This window comes from Sorangium sp. So ce1504, from assembly GCF_051521635.1.
Lineage (GTDB): Bacteria > Myxococcota_A > Polyangia > Polyangiales > Polyangiaceae > Sorangium > Sorangium cellulosum_B.
In genome coordinates, this window is the sequence record NZ_CP150365.1 from 11503786 (window position 1) to 11517995 (window position 14210).

Sequence of the window (14210 nt, forward strand, 5' to 3'; positions counted from 1 at the left end):
CCTCCCGGCCTCTTCCCTGCAAGCAGCTGACGGCTCTGGGCCGCGCGTGACGCGCGCGGCGGACGAAGAAGCGCGTCACTTCTTCTCGCCCTTCTCGAGCTCCGGCTTCCTGTCCTGCATGGCCGGCTCGATGCAGTACTGAACGAACTCGCCGACGGTCTTCACGTCCCTGAGCTCGCGCTCGGTCGATCCCTCTTTCTGCACCTCGCACGCCCACTTGCAGTCCGGGTCGGCCTCGCAGACCGGCACGCGCGTGGTGTCGCCCTCGAGCGGCTTGACCGCCGGGAGATCGGCCGCCGTGCCGAACGTGAAGTAGTAGGCGATCGCGCTCGTCCGCACCGCCGCCGGCCCCGCGGTGAAGTGCTTCTTCAGCGCCTCGACGGGCGAGCCCTCCTTCAGGTCGCCGAGCGCGGCGCCGTACGTGAGCGCCTCCGGCATGGCGAACCCCTTGCTGTCCTTGCCGTCGGGGAGCCTGCTCATGAACTCGTCGATGTGCTTCGCCGTCGACATCTTCAGGATGGTCGCGGCGGCGGCGCGGCGGATCTTCCACTTGTCGGTCTTGAAGAGGCCGTAGAGCTTCTCGACGACGAGCTCGCGCGGCATCTCGCCGACGCGGCGGAAGGCCTGGTCGAGCACCGCGTCGGGCGCGTCCGCGGTCGCGATCTCGAGGATGCGCTGGATGTCGCTCGGGTTGTTGCGATCGAGCCGGCCTTCGAGCGCGGCGAGGGCGGCCTGGCGGCGCTTCTCCGGCTGCTCCTTGTTCGCCGCGAACCCGAGGAGGAAGTCCACCGACGGCCGGCCGCCGAGCTTCTTCATCGACCCGAAGACCCGGAACAGCTCCTCCTCCTGGTACTGCGCGAGCTGCGCCTCGAACTGCTTCTCGGTCGGCGCCAGCTTCGACGCGGCGTTCGCGGCCTGGAGCTCGGGCTTCTTGACGGCGGTCCACTCGCCGGAGGTGACGAACCTGGCGATGGCGACCAGGTTCGCCGAGGCGGCCTCCTTCGTCGGCGGGTCGCCGTACTCGGCCACGAGCGACGCCAGCTGGTCGAGCCGCTTCGCCTCGCGGGTCATCAGCTTCGGCAGGCCGGCCACCGCGGCGGGGCCGATGAAGCGCAGGAGCTGCTCCATCCCGTAGGCCTGCGAGCGGTCCTCGAGCCGGTGCTCGAAGTCCGCCATCGCCCAGTCGATGAGGGCGGCCTTGAGCCCCTCCTTCAGCCCCTCGTCCGCGATGATCACGGTCCGATCCGACGTGAGCATGGCGTACGCCGCGTCCTTGTAAGGGAACGACGTGTCCTGCGGGAGCGGCTGCCCTGGCTGCGCGACGGGCGGCGGCTTCCTCAGCTCGGCGATGATCGACGGCACGAGCGCCGCCACGATGGATTGCCGGGCCTCCGGCGCCATGGTCGCGAGGGTCTCGACCATGATGCCGATGCCCACGCGCCGGCCCTGCCGCGGCTTCATGCGGATGAGCGAGGTGGCCGCCTCGACGCGGAGCGAGCTGTCGTACTTATCGTGAAACAGCACCGCCCTGAGCTTGTCCGGGCCGTGCGCCGTGGTCTCCCACCGGTGGATGTCGTTCTCGTTGACGCGGCACCCGCTCGTCGCGAGCCCTGCGCCCGCGGTCGCGAGGCACAGCAAAAGAAGGCCCGCAGCGCCGACGCGCCGCCCTGCTCGTTCGACAGTTTCCATGCACGTCCCAGGAGGGTCGGGATGGTACCGCCCGCAGCGCTCTGTTTGAAAGAATTTCAAGGCCGGGATAGAGAGGAGCCTTTTCAAAGTCTGCGCGAAATCTGGCCAGAACTCCAGCACGCCGTCGGCCGGCGATCCCCGCCCTCCCGGCTCCCTCCCCCTCGCCTACGCTGCCCGGAAGCGGCTGCGTTTCGCCCTCCCGGCGAGCTCAGGCGCGCGGCGCTTGGCGGCGCTCACGCCGCCTCGCCCCTTCCTTGCCCGTCCCGCCGCTTCCGGTCTCTTCCACTTCTTGCAGCCCTCCCATACTTCTTGCCCCCGGAGCGAAGTGCGCATATGTGAGCAAAGTAGGTACAGGTAGGTATGCACGTCCCCTTGTTCGCTCCTCGCCGTGCCCAGCCCGCCGCCGGCCTTGGCGAGCCCTTGCGGTCCGGCGCGCGCGGCGCCGCGCGGACCAGCCCAGCAGGGATCGCGGGTCCTGCTGCGCCGCCGGGCCATGGCTACACCCGGGATGCGGCGGCGCTGGTTCTGCTGGTCTCCGCCCTGTACAGCGCGCTGGCGCTCGCGTCCTTTCGCGGGGATCCGCTGCGGCCGGAGGTCTCCGGCGACGACTGGGTGGGGCCCGTGGGCGCTGCGCTCGCGGGGACGTCGATCGAGGCGATCGGCGTCATCGCGTGGTTCGTCCCGCTCGAGCTCGCGCTGCTCGCGATGCCGCTCCTGGGGGCGAAGCGCTCGATCGCCAGCCTGTTCCGGCTGAGCGGCGACATCGTGGTGGTCATCGTGCTCGCGGCGCTCGCGCACGTCGCGTTCCCGCGCGCGGTCGCGTTCGGCGCGATGCCGCTCGGCGGGGCCGTGGGCGAGCTGTTCGGTGAGGTGCTGCGCGCGCTCTTCTCGAACATCGGGTCCTACATCATCGGGCTCACCATCGTCGCGCTCATCCTGATGGGCCGCGCGACGTTCTCGTTCATCGAGCTCGCGCACCGGGCCGAGCAGCTCGCGATCGCCATCGCCGTGCGCGTCGCCGGCTGGGCGCGCGCGCTCTTCGGGGCGTGGGCCGCGGCGCGCGACCTGGAGCGGCAGACCGAGGCCAAGACGCAGAACGCGCCGCCGATCATCGCGCGCAACTCGAGTCCGGACGCGATCATCGCCGCGCTCGCCGACGACACCGACGAGCGGCCCTCCGATCCCGCCAGGGCAACGCCCGCCGAGCCGGCGCCCGTCGAGGCGCCGGCGCTCGATCTCTGGAAGAGCGCGCCGTTCGACGCGTCGCCCGAGGAGCCGGCCGCCCCGGCGAAGCCGCGGCGCGGGCGGAAGGCGCAGGCGAAGGAGCCGCGCGAAGCGGCGCAGCAGGGCGCGGAGCCGCGCGGGGCAGAGCTGTACGACGCCGAGCCGCGCGAGGTGGAGATCCACGGCGGGGAGGCGCACGAGGTGGTGACCCACGGCGCCGAGCCGCACGAGCTGGTGATCCACGGCGGTGAGACGCACGAGGTGGTGACCCGCGGCGCCGAGCCCAGCGAGGCAGCGCAGCGGGACGACGAGCCGCGCGAGGCGCTGTCGCACGGCGCCGAGCCGCGCGGCCGGGCGCAGCGCGCTGCCGAGCCGCGCGAGGGAACGCAGCGCCGAGCAGCACGGCGTCGCGCCGCGCCTCCCGCGGCGCCGCGCGGCGCCGCCGCCCAGGAGGACAGCGAAGAGCCGCCGTTCGGAGGCGAGGCGCACATCGACGAGGAGGAGGGCAACCTCGACGAGGAGCAGGGCGACCTCGACAAGGAGCAGGGCGACCTCGACGAGGACGAGCCGGTAGCGCTCGCGGCGCTCGACCCGGGTGACGACGAGATGGTGACCGCCCTCGGAGAACCGGACGAGGTCGACGTGCCGACACCGTCGCCCATCCTGCCCGTGCGCCAGCGGCGCGAGCTGCCGGTGCGCGAGCTGCCCGCGCGTGAGCTGCCCGCGCGCGCGCCGGACGCCGCGGCGGCTCATCGCGAGCTGCCCGCGCGCGCGCCGGACGCCGCGGCGGCTCATCGCGAGCTGCCCGCGCGCGCGCCGGACGCCCCGGTGGCCCACCGCGAGCCCTCGCCCGCCATCGGCCCGGAGCGGGCTCGCGGGGTCGCGCCGCGCGACCCGACCATCGTCGATACGAGCCGCGAGCTCGTCAGCGAGAAGCCGGCCGTGGTGAAGGTCGTCCCGGCGGCCGGAGCGGGCTTCCGCCTGCCGCTGACGGACATGCTCGAGGCGGCCGCGGGCGGGCGCCTGCAGCTCGACGCGGATCAGCTGAAGGCGACCGCGCAGCTCCTCGAGAAGACGCTCGCCGACTACGGCGTCAGCGGGAAGGTCGAGGAGATCCACCCGGGGCCGACCGTCACGACGTTCGAGGTCTCTCCCGCCGCCGGCACCAAGGTGTCGAAGGTCGCGGGCCTCGCGGACGACCTCGCGCTCGGCCTCTCGCGCAAGGTCCGCATCGTCGCCCCCATCCCCGGCAAGAACCGGATCGGCTTCGAGATCCCGAACGAGCACCGCCTGCCCGTCAACCTGCGCGAGCTCGTCGAGGATCGCCGCTTCATCGAGATGAAGGCGCCGCTTCCGTGCGTGCTCGGCCGCGACATCATCGGGACGCCGTACTTCGCCGACCTCGCGTCGATGCCGCACGTCATCGTCGCGGGCGCGACCGGCGCGGGCAAGAGCGTGGGCCTCAACGTGATGCTGGTGAGCCTGCTCTTCCGCAAGACGCCGGAGGAGCTCAGGCTGCTGATGATCGATCCCAAGGTCGTCGAGCTCGCGCCCTTCGACCGCATCCCGCACCTGCTCCTGCCGGTCGTGACGGACATGAAGCAGGCGGCGAACGCGCTCAAGTGGGCCGTCGACGAGATGGAGCGCCGGTACCAGCTCTTCGCGAACGCGGGGACGAAGAACATCACGACCTACAACGCCTGGGTCGAGCGCGTGCAGCGCGGCGAGGCGCGCCCGCCGAAGCCCCCGGCCAAGGTGAGCGCCGTCGGCGCCGACGGGCTCGAGGTGGAGATCGACGCGGCGAAGGACGGGTCGGACGCGGCGCTGCCGGAGAAGATCCCGTTCATCGTGATCGTGGTCGACGAGTTCGCCGACCTCATGATGCAGCAAGGCAAGGACGTGGAGGCGAGCGTGGCCCGCCTCGCGCAGAAGGCGCGCGCCGCCGGCATGCACGTGATCCTCGCGACGCAGCGGCCGAGCGTCGACGTGATCACCGGCATGATCAAGGCGAACTTCCCGACGCGCATCGCCTTCCGTGTCGCGCAGAAGGTGGATAGCCGGACGATCCTCGACGAGCAGGGCGCGGAGCACCTGCTCGGCCGCGGCGACATGCTGATCAAGATGAACGGCTCGAACGATACGCGCCGCGTCCAGTGCCCGTTCTGCTCGGAGGAGGAGGTCCAGAAGATCACCGACTTCCTCCGGCTCCAGGGCGAGCCCGTCTACGACGAGGCGATCCTCCGGCCCCGAGACGACGAGGGCGAGGAGCCCGACACGTCCGACGCGGAGGCCGATCCGATGTACGACGCCGCGGTTCGCATCGTGGCCGACACCCGGCGCTGCTCGACCTCGTGGCTGCAGCGCAAGCTCGGCGTCGGCTACAACCGCGCGGCCAAGCTGGTCGAGGCGATGGAGAAGCGCGGGCTCGTCGGGCCCGCGAACGGCGCCAAGGATCGCGAGGTGCTGATCGCGCCAATTTGACCCTGTGTGATTTATCTTGACGCCACTGCACAGAGGGTGTTGGCACGCCGCCGACCCAGGCAAGCGGGACAGACGGGATGTCGAGGAGCACACAGCGTCGAGGTGCCCGCCGACGGGGCTGCGCGCCGGCATGGCGGTTCTTTTGACTTTCCCGTTCGAATGCTTCATGGAGCAGCCAGGATGGCGCCCGAGGAAACGCGCACGCGTCTGATCGCCCAGATCGCGAGCCTCCTGAACGACGGGACGATGCCCGCAGACGCCCGCGCAGCGGGGCTGACGCTCATCGGCTGGCTCGCGAGACGCATGCCCGGAGAGGCCGCATCGCGGGATGGTGTCGAGGAGATGTGCCGTCGCGCGGCGGTCCTGGGCTGCCGGCCGCGGCGCATCGGTGGACGGCGCTCCACCTGACCCGGCGTCATTGCACGGGCCGCGGACGCACCCGCGCGTGCCCCGTTCTCAACCAGGATCCGCCAGGCCCCCTGGCCGGGCGCTTTGCAGGCGCACGCGGCGTTCGCTCCTTATACGTCGGGCCACGTCGAATTCACGTCGGAGCGTCGCCTTGGATCCGCGTTCGCGTCGCGAATGTGTGCCAGCACCGGGTTCTGACGGGCTGCTGGCGGGCAACGATGGCGAGGCGAGCGCTAAAAGCGACATCCGTACCGTAATTTGTACGTGCCGTAGCGAGCGCGGCTAAGCTCCTGGGTGGCGCGGCTTTCCGCGCCGCGGGGCTCGCGCGACGCCCGATCCGGGACGTCGGCTCGCTCGGTACCATGGGGTAAACGGCCGCAGTGGGGCCTGTGATAGGTGGTGTTGCTCATGGCGAACCGCGTGGTCGCCCTCCCCGAACCTCACCCGAATGACGATGAAGATGTCGTGTGGGGGATCTCCACGGCAAGCGCGCTGTGGGCGCGCGGCGAGCGGCGCGACGCTATCGTGTGGCTGCGACGCGCGGCCGACGCCGCCGGGGCGGCCGGGCAGCCGTTCCGCGCCTCGGAGCTCGGGCTGTGCGTGACGGCGCTCGAGGAGGTCATGGCCTCGGAGGTCGGGCAGCCGAGCGATCCCGATCTCCTGGAGACCATCGACAGCGAAGGCGACGCGCCGCCCCCGTCCTCTGACGAGGCGCCGCCGTCGGACGAGCAGACCTGGCGCCGCCGCATGTCGCTCACCCAGGAGCTGCGCGCCTCGATGCCCTCGATCGAGATCGACATGTTCGAACCGCTCTCGCAGCCGGAGCTGGCGGCCGAAGCAGAGCGACTGACGGGATCGTCCCGGCCGTCGCCGCCGCTCAGCCCGGGCGCAGAGGGCGGGCAGGGCGCCGGAGCACGACCGATCGCGCCGTTCTCCCCCGCGCCGCCCGGCCATGCGCAAGGCAGCACGTCGCCCCCCACGCCGCCGATGGCGCAGCGGCCGACGCAGCAGCCTCCCGGCGGTGCCTTCCCGCAGGCTGCGCCGCCCGTTCAGCCGCCGCCGCCGCCCTTCGCGCCGGCGGCTCCGCCTGCCGTGTCGCGCTCGCAGCCGCCGCCCTTCGCGCCGGCGGCTCCGCCCGTGTCGCGCTCGCAGCCGCCGCCCTTCGCGCCGGCGGCTCCGCCCGTGTCGCGCTCGCAGCCGCCGCCCGCCGCGTACCCGCAGCGGCTCGACCCACCGCACGCGCAACCGCTGGCGCCGTCGGCCGCGCCCTCCGCACCGCCGACGGCTGCGCCCAACGTCCAGGCCGGCGCGATGTACCGGAGTCAGCCACCGCCGGCGGCTGCGCTGCCCGCCCCCATGGCGAACGCCATTCCGCCGCTGCCTCCCGCGCCGGGGGTTCCGTCGTTCCGGCAGCAGCTCACCACGGACCCGCTTCTGGTGACAGCGCAGGCGAAGACACCGAGCGCGCGACCGCCCGCCCCGATACCGCCGCCGGCCGTACCGCGGGGAGCATCGCGGCGGCCGTCATCGATCCCCCCTCGCCCTGCCTCCGTGCCCACGCCGCAGGAGCTGCAGGCTGCCCTACCTCCATCGCCGGAGCGCGGCCGGTCCGACCCCGCGATGAGCCCCCTGCAGCCCCCGCGCCCCGCCGGCACACGCTCCATGAGCGAGCCACCGCCCGCGGCACCGCGACCTCCGTCGGCGCTTCCGGCGGTACCTCTACCTGCTCCACCGCTGCAGAGCCTCATCGCGGAGCCGCAGCCGCCGGCGATAGGAGGCGCCGCGCCCGCGTCGCGCCCGCCGTCGTTCAGACCTCCGCCAGCGCCGCATCCGGCGTCCCTCGGACTTCCGCCAGCGCCGCCCCCGCCGTCGTTCGGGCCTCCACCTGCGTCGCACCCGCCGTCGTTCGGACCTCCGCCAGCGCCGCCTCCGCCGTCCTTCGGGCCTCCACCCGCGCCGCCTCCGCCCACGTTCGGGTCTCCACCCGCGTCGCACCCGCCGCCTTTTGCGCCCCCGCGCCCGCAGCCTGCGGCAGTACCGCATCCGCCGTCTTTTCAACCTCCGCGCCCGCAACCTCCGCCTCCGCCCGCCGTGCCGACACCCGCTGCGCCGTCAGCTGGCGTGCTTGCACACCCGCAGGTGCTCCCCCCGCCGGTGTCGCCGCCGTCCTTCGCGCCGCCGCAGCCGCCGATCAGCACGCCGCCACACCCGCAGGCTCTGCCCCCCCCGACGCCGCCGCCGCCCACGCTGACCTCCGCGACACCGCCGCCCGGCGCGCTTCCGCCGCCCGCGGCGCCGCCGCTGGCCTCGTCGATGCCGGTCGCGCCGCCTGCTGCGCCTCCCGATGCGCCCTCGGGGGCCGCCGCGCCACCGCCATCACCTGCCGTGCCGCCGCTCGCCGCGCCGCCGCCATCGCCTGCTGCGCCACCGCTGTCTGTCTCGGCGTCCGCCACGCCATCACCCGCCGGCCCGCCGCCCGCCGCGCCATCGCCGGCGTCCGTGCCGCCGCCCGCGCAGCCCCCCGCGCCATCGTTGCCGGTATCCGCCGCACCTCTGGCCGCAGCGGCTTCGCTCCAGACATCGGCGTCGCACCAGGCCCCGAGCCCTTCAGCCCCCGCCGACGAGCACGCGCCCAGCGACGACATCGGCGAGATCGTCGTCGAGGCTGAGGCCCCGACGCCCACCCCGGCCCGCACAGGCACGGCCGCGCCCGCACAGGGAGCGATCAGCTCCAAACGCCGGCCGCGCGAGCCGATCCTCGACCCCTGGTCCGAGGACGCGGAGCCAGCCGCGCCGCCGCGGCCTCCCCAGGAGATCATCACGTCGAACGGCGACACGTACCTCGTGGCCCGCAGGCATCCCTCGACGCCACAGCCGGGCGACGAAGAGGAAGACGAGGTCATCACCTCGGCAGCGCCGCTCGATCTGACGCTCAAGCGGAAGCCGATCTCCGCGCGACCTCCCGCGCCCCCGACGCCTGCGGCGGCGCGCACCCGCCCGGCGACGCCCACCGGAAACGAACCCCCAGGACACCTCGGGGCCTCGGCCGACAGCGTTCCCGCGAAGGGCGCCGAAAATTCCGCGAGCGACGGCGCAAACATCGAGCCCCCTGCGAGCGCAGACGCGTCGCCCGCGGAGTCGACGATCGAGGGGACGATCGTCATCGAGCTCTCTGACAGCGACCTCGAAGCGCCGATGTCGAGCCGGCTCGCCACCCCTCCGCCTTCGCCACAGGCAGCGGAGCAGGACGACGACCTGCAGACGACGGCCACCCCGTCCCGCGGCGAGCCCGCGCCCCACGGCGCCGAGGTCCAGGCGCCGCGCCCGCGCGCGCTCGATGAAGCCTCGGGCGAGCCCGCGCCGGAACCCGTGGAAGAGCTGCTCGACGACGCGGACCTCGCGCTCGTCGAGGAGCCCCCGGCCCAGGCGCCCGCCGCCGCGCCGCGGCCTGCGTCCGCCACCGACGCCCGCGCGCCGGCCTCGGTCGAGGCCCTCCCCGATCTCGCCGCGGCGCCGCGCGTGGATGCGCCCGCGGTCGAGGGGCGGCCGTCGGCCGCAGGCGAGAGCGCCGACCTCGCTGCGATGGCGCTCGACGCGCCGCCCAGCGCGCCACCGGAGACGGAGGCGCTCGCGGCCCTCGACCTCGCACCGGAGATCGCGCCGGATCTGCCGCGGCCCGGCGCGGCCAGCGCCGCGCCAGCCGCCAACGCCGCGGCCCTCACCGGCCGCGACCTGGAGCAGATCGAGGCGTTCGCGGACCTGCCCGAGGAGATGCACGACGAGCTCGCGCTCGCAGCGCGCGTGGAAGACCTCTCGTCCGACGAGGAGCTCACCGTCGACGGGGCGGCGCTGGTCCTGCGCGGGGACGCCGCCGTGTGCGCGAACATCGTCGATATCCCCGCCGAGCGCGCCGCGACGCGGACGCTCGTGCCGTCCCGAGGGACGCTCGAGGAAGGCATCGCCCTGCGCGTCGTCGCCGGCGCGGACGGCGCGCGGGTGGCGATCTGGGACCAGGCGACCATCGATCACGCGCTCCGCAGCTGCCCCTGGGTGCTCGACGAGCTGCGCACCGTCGCAGACCGGATCCAGTCGCTCGCAGGCGCCACGATGGGGCCGCTGGGCGAGCTCGAAGATACGCTGCTGCGCCGCGTCCTCGGCCGGCTCCGGCTGCGCGGCCTGGCGCCCGGCGAGCACCTCATCCACGCCGGCAACCCCATCCCCGGGCTCGTGATCATCGGCGCTGGGGCGCTGGAGCTGGTCGCGGAGCGATCGCAGGCGATCGCAGGCACCGCGAGGCCCGGCGAGCTCCTGTTCGCCTCGGAGCTGCTCGGAGGCCAGCCGGCGCCCTCGATCGCTCGCGCCGCCGGGGGCGGCGCGCTCGTGCTCCTCGCCGACCACCCCACGCTGCGCGAGCTGTTCGAGAGCACGCCCGAGCTGCTCTCCATCCTGGCGCAGTCGGTCTCGATGAACGCTCAGCGCGGCTGAGGCGGCGCGCGGAGCCAAGGCCGCGCGGGGCTCGGCTGGCTCCGCGCGTCAGCGAGCCCTGGCGGGATGCCCGGCGGGCGGAGCTAGAGCTGGCCGCCTAGAGCTGGCCGCTCTTCGGCCGCAGCGGCCGCGCGGCCCCCTGCTCCAGCTCGGCAGGATCGATGGGCTCCGCTTCCTCGTTGACCTGCCAGACGAGCTCGCTGTTGCCCTGCGCCCCGGCGAAGCGGAGCCCGAACCACCTCGCGCTCGGCGAGATCGTCGGCTTCCCGTCCGCGGTCGCGCGCGGGAAGCGGATGCGGAACGCCTGGCGCCACACCGTGTTGTACGGGAAGTAGGTCCGCTCGAGCGCGTTCGGCTTGGCGATCGCGACGATCTCCTCGGGCGCCGTCTCGTTCCCGGTGTCGTCGATCAGCCGCACGATCCACGCGCTGTTCGGCGTCGAGAGGTCGTTGTACTTGCGCTCGCCCCCGAAGATCGCGACGAAGAACTGATGGCGCTGGCGCGTCTCCTCGAGCGTCTTCTCGAGCAGCTTCTGCCGCTGCTCGATCGTGAGCCGGTAGTCCTGCGCGTAGCGGACCACGTAGGCCCAGCGGAAGTCCCACGACTCGAAGGTCGCGGTGGCGGTGAGGAAGTTGTCGAGCTCGGAGAGCGCGAACAGGTGCTCCGTGCGCGTCCAGCTGCGCAGCACGTTCTCGTAGTCCGTCGCGACGTACTCGCGGGGCCCCTCGTTCAGGCTCACGAGCTGGGTCGAGCAGCCGGCCGGGCCGAGTAGCGCCGCGAGAACCAGACCGCGCCGGAGCCATCCTGCGTTGACCACGCGGCCAGGGTACCGAGCGCCCGCGCTGGATGCACGCACACTCGAAGCCGATCCCGCGCCTTCCGCGCCTTCGGCCAGAAGCGCGCCCGGCGAGCGCGCCCGCCGCGCTCACGGGGGAGCCCGTGGAGCGCCTGTCGGGAAGGTGAACCCGACGCTGAACCGCGCGGCGTAATACGAGGCGACGTCGCCGCGCAGCGGGGTCGTGACCGGCAGGAGCACGCTCAGCGCCGGCTGCACGTTCGACAGGATGAAGCGGACGCTCGGCGAGACCGCGAACGTCGCGCGCCGGTCGTCCAGCACGTCCTGGGTCAGCTGGTAGACCTCCCACAGCTCCAGACCCACCCCGACCGGCCTGGCGATCCGGTAGCCGAAGTAGAACGCCGTGTGCGCCGTGATGTCGGTGCGGCGCTCCCCGGACCGCGGGCCGCGCACGAGCAGCGACCAGTCGAGGCCCTGCCTGAGCTGGAAGATGAACGGCCCGGTGATGTGCCGCATGTCGAACCAGGGGCGGAACGTGAGCGTGAGCTCCCGGAAGCGCGTCTCGTCCCACGGCCGCACCACGCGCGCCGTCCGGAGCACCTCGGCCTGGTCGCGCGAGACGTCGCGCGGGACCGGGAGCACGACGCCGAAGCCTCCGCCGGAGGCGAGCCCGCGCACGCTCGACCAGACGCCGCGCCCGTACAGCTCGGGGCTCCCGAGCAGGATCGACCGCTCGACCCCCGGGACGCTCGCCGCGGCGCTGTCATGCACCGCGCCGACGAACCACTTGCGCGGGACGAGCGGCACCTCCATCTCGCCGTGCGAGTACCAGGCGAAGGCGAGCTTGCCGCCCGCCCGGCTCGCCGCGTCGGGCTCGATCACGGCCGCCGTGTACTCGAAGGTGAAGGTCGGATCGCGCAGCGTGAGCCCGGGGAGCGTCGGGGGCGCGGGGACGTCGAAGACGGCCTCGTCTTCCTCGTCGGACCACGCGCCCGGCGCCGCGGCCAGCGCGGACGCCGGCCGCGCGCACGGCCAGAGCGAGAGCAGCGGCACGCAGCGCAGCAGGAGCCGCATCACCGCGCGGGCGAGGCGCCCGCCGGGCGCGAGAACCCGCGCGGGCGGCCTCGTCGCCACGCAGGGAGGGCTACTTCGACCCGAGGCCGAAGTCGTTCGCGGTGACGTAGAGCATCAGCCCGAGCAGCATGAACACGCCGACCAGGTGGATGTGCGCCTCGACGCGCGCGTTCGGCCGGCGCCGCGTGGCGGCCTCGTAAAACAGGAACATCAGGCGGCCGCCGTCCAGGGCGGGGAACGGGATCAGGTTGAACGCGCCGAGGTAGGCCGAGAGCACCCCGAGGAACTCGAGCGCGTGCGGCAAGCCGCGCTTGGCCGCGTGCGCGGTCTCCCCGATCATCCGCGCCGGGCCCCCGAGCTCGCCCTCGATCTTGCCCGTGAGGACCTGGCCGAGCCCGACGACGAGGTCCTGCACGACCTTCGGCGGCATCTTCAGCGCGAGCAGCGCGGCCTCACTCGCGGTCACCGGCACCCGCTGGACCGGCCCGACGGGGATCACGCCGATCTTGCCCGAGCCGCTCTCGTTCGCAGGCGTGACCTTGGCCTCGACGCGCTCGCCCGCGCGCTCCACCACGAGGTCGAGCGGACGGCCGGGGCTCCTCGAGATGATCTCCGCCATCTTCTCCCAGTCGCGGACCGGGGTCCCGTCGATCTCGACGATGCGGTCGCCGTCCTTCAGGCTGGCCGCCGCCGGCATCCCGGCGACCACGCCGATGTCGGTCAGGCGGTGGGGCTTGCCGCCCACCATCAGGCTCGCGAAGAAGAGGACCGACGCGAACAGGTAATTGGCGAGCGGACCGGCGAAGATCGCGGCGATCCGGCCCATCAGGCTCGCGTTCGCGTAGCTGCCCTTGTCCTCGGGATCGACCTCCTCGAGGGGGTTCATCCCCGCGATCTGCACGTACGCCAGGAAGGGGATCATGGCGACCTGGAACACGGTGGGGCCGTGCTTCACCGGGTCGTGGCGAAAGAGCCGCACGCGGACCTTGTCCGCGGCGGTCGTGAACCAGTAGTACTGGTCCTTCGGGACAACCTTGAAGAAGGTGGGGCCGAAGCCGATCGAGAACTTCAAGACGCGCATGCCGTAAGCGCGCGCGGCGAGAAAGTGCCCTCCCTCGTGGACCACCATCAGCAGGGCGAGACCGAGGATGCCTACGAAATACCAGCCGACCATCTCCGGCTAGTCTAACCAGGGCGGGCCCTGTCCGCACGTGCCCGATGTCCGCGCCGTACGCCCGCCCCGGCGAGATGCCGCCCGCGGCGGAGGCCGTGCGCTCCCGCCGGCCCCGGATGCGCCAGGAGAGCGCGACAGCAGGGCGGCACCCGGGGCGGCTCAGCCCGCCAGAGGGCCAGAGCCGGCGGGGAGCGGCTCAGCCGACGAAGAACGAGACGCCGACGCTGAAGAAGGGATACCCGATCCGCATCGTGAGCGACATGTTGTCGTTGAAGTGGTAGCGGCCGCCGACCATGGTGACGAAGTCGAGCCACACGTCGTTGTAGAACCCGTCGGTACGGACGACTGCGCCGAGATCGGCGAACGCGCTCCACTGATCGGTGAAGAAGAAGTTCCACTGCATGGTGACCGGACTCCAGATGGTGAAGTCGCGGCGGCAGTACCTGCAGTTGGTGAGATCCAGCCCGAACGAGATGGCGACAGTGTTGTTGAGCTTCGGGATGAACGCCGGGTCGGCGAGCTCGATGCTCGCCCTGAAGCCGAGGCCGAACTCGGGGTCGCCGAAGCCGTTGTAGCGCCCGGGCCCGTACCGCCGCAGGCCGTAGTCGCGGTGCATGAAGACGAAGTCCCCGTGCGGCTCGAGCTCGGCGAAGTAGCGGGGGTGATCGTTCGGATTCTTGATGTTCGCCTGCGCTTCGGGCGCGAGCGTGAGGAGGGTGGCGCCGGCTAGAGCGACGCTCACGAGCGAGGGCAGCGCTTTCATGAGCTCTTCGTACCAAAGGAAGGGCAGCGACGGAAGCAAACGGGCACGTGTCGGCTGCATGACGGCCGCCGCTGGAAGGAGATGTCGCACCTCGCTCGGCGCGCTGCGCGCGATGC

General features: G+C 72.8%; 11 protein-coding genes. 3 read left to right on the plus strand and 8 right to left on the minus strand.

Translation table 11 applies throughout. From position 1 onward, the window contains the following. Nucleotides 1-75 precede the first annotated feature (75 nt). Nucleotides 76-1689: a hypothetical protein gene (locus WMF39_RS43385; RefSeq protein WP_437742290.1), complete on the minus strand. Its 1614-nt coding sequence runs from the start codon at nucleotides 1687-1689 to the stop codon at nucleotides 76-78. A gap of 360 nt (nucleotides 1690-2049) precedes the next feature. Between WMF39_RS43385 and WMF39_RS43390 the strand changes: the two genes are divergently transcribed. Together WMF39_RS43390 and WMF39_RS43395 are read left to right on the plus strand one after the other, a co-directional pair. Beyond that, nucleotides 2050-5394, plus strand: coding sequence for a DNA translocase FtsK 4TM domain-containing protein (locus tag WMF39_RS43390; protein ID WP_437742291.1), 3345 nt, complete (start codon nucleotides 2050-2052; stop codon nucleotides 5392-5394). A 180-nt stretch (nucleotides 5395-5574) separates the two neighbouring features. Further along, on the plus strand, nucleotides 5575-5802 hold the full coding sequence (locus tag WMF39_RS43395) for a hypothetical protein (RefSeq protein WP_162144043.1): 228 nt from the start codon (nucleotides 5575-5577) through the stop codon (nucleotides 5800-5802). Between the two features lie 440 nt (nucleotides 5803-6242). Here the strand turns inward: WMF39_RS43395 and WMF39_RS43400 are convergent, their stop codons facing one another. From WMF39_RS43400 to WMF39_RS43410, 3 genes are all read right to left on the minus strand, one after another. Continuing rightward, nucleotides 6243-6602: a hypothetical protein gene (locus WMF39_RS43400; RefSeq protein ID WP_437295800.1), complete on the minus strand. Its 360-nt coding sequence runs from the start codon at nucleotides 6600-6602 to the stop codon at nucleotides 6243-6245. Between the two features lie 249 nt (nucleotides 6603-6851). After that, complete coding sequence (locus tag WMF39_RS43405) at nucleotides 6852-7097, minus strand: hypothetical protein (RefSeq protein WP_437742292.1); 246 nt, start codon at nucleotides 7095-7097, stop codon at nucleotides 6852-6854. Between the two features lie 759 nt (nucleotides 7098-7856). Beyond that, on the minus strand, nucleotides 7857-8447 hold the full coding sequence (locus WMF39_RS43410) for a hypothetical protein (protein WP_437742293.1): 591 nt from the start codon (nucleotides 8445-8447) through the stop codon (nucleotides 7857-7859). A 199-nt stretch (nucleotides 8448-8646) separates the two neighbouring features. On the opposite strand from WMF39_RS43410, the gene WMF39_RS43415 reads away from it, so the two are divergent. Beyond that, nucleotides 8647-10287, plus strand: coding sequence for a cyclic nucleotide-binding domain-containing protein (locus WMF39_RS43415; RefSeq protein WP_437742294.1), 1641 nt, complete (start codon nucleotides 8647-8649; stop codon nucleotides 10285-10287). 97 nt (nucleotides 10288-10384) lie between these two features. Here WMF39_RS43415 and WMF39_RS43420 read toward each other — a convergent pair whose 3' ends face one another. From WMF39_RS43420 to WMF39_RS43435, 4 genes are all read right to left on the minus strand, one after another. Then, nucleotides 10385-11104 carry a hypothetical protein gene (locus tag WMF39_RS43420; protein WP_437712615.1) on the minus strand — a complete coding sequence of 240 codons (720 nt, stop codon included), beginning with the start codon at nucleotides 11102-11104 and terminating at the stop codon, nucleotides 10385-10387. A 108-nt stretch (nucleotides 11105-11212) separates the two neighbouring features. Beyond that, entirely contained in the window at nucleotides 11213-12217 is a 1005-nt protein-coding gene (locus WMF39_RS43425; protein WP_437742295.1) for a hypothetical protein, read from the minus strand. A gap of 10 nt (nucleotides 12218-12227) precedes the next feature. After that, a complete protein-coding gene (locus WMF39_RS43430; RefSeq protein ID WP_437742296.1) occupies nucleotides 12228-13331 on the minus strand; it encodes a M50 family metallopeptidase in 1104 nt (367 codons plus the stop codon). A gap of 196 nt (nucleotides 13332-13527) precedes the next feature. After that, nucleotides 13528-14094, minus strand: a complete 567-nt coding sequence (locus tag WMF39_RS43435) for a hypothetical protein (RefSeq protein ID WP_437742297.1) — start codon at nucleotides 14092-14094, stop codon at nucleotides 13528-13530. Nucleotides 14095-14210 lie beyond the last annotated feature (116 nt).

Excerpts from the sequence above, each read along its gene's own strand:
- WMF39_RS43385 (WP_437742290.1), bottom strand. The coding sequence starts at position 1,689 with ATGGAAACTGTCGAACGAGCAGGGCGGCGCGTCGGCGCTGCGGGCCTT.
- WMF39_RS43390 (WP_437742291.1), top strand. The coding sequence starts at position 2,050 with ATGCACGTCCCCTTGTTCGCTCCTCGCCGTGCCCAGCCCGCCGCCGGC.
- WMF39_RS43395 (WP_162144043.1), top strand. The coding sequence starts at position 5,575 with ATGGCGCCCGAGGAAACGCGCACGCGTCTGATCGCCCAGATCGCGAGC.
- WMF39_RS43400 (WP_437295800.1), bottom strand. The coding sequence starts at position 6,602 with ATGTCGATCTCGATCGAGGGCATCGAGGCGCGCAGCTCCTGGGTGAGC.
- WMF39_RS43410 (WP_437742293.1), bottom strand. The coding sequence starts at position 8,447 with ATGTCGTCGCTGGGCGCGTGCTCGTCGGCGGGGGCTGAAGGGCTCGGG.
- WMF39_RS43430 (WP_437742296.1), bottom strand. The coding sequence starts at position 13,331 with ATGGTCGGCTGGTATTTCGTAGGCATCCTCGGTCTCGCCCTGCTGATG.
- WMF39_RS43435 (WP_437742297.1), bottom strand. The coding sequence starts at position 14,094 with ATGAAAGCGCTGCCCTCGCTCGTGAGCGTCGCTCTAGCCGGCGCCACC.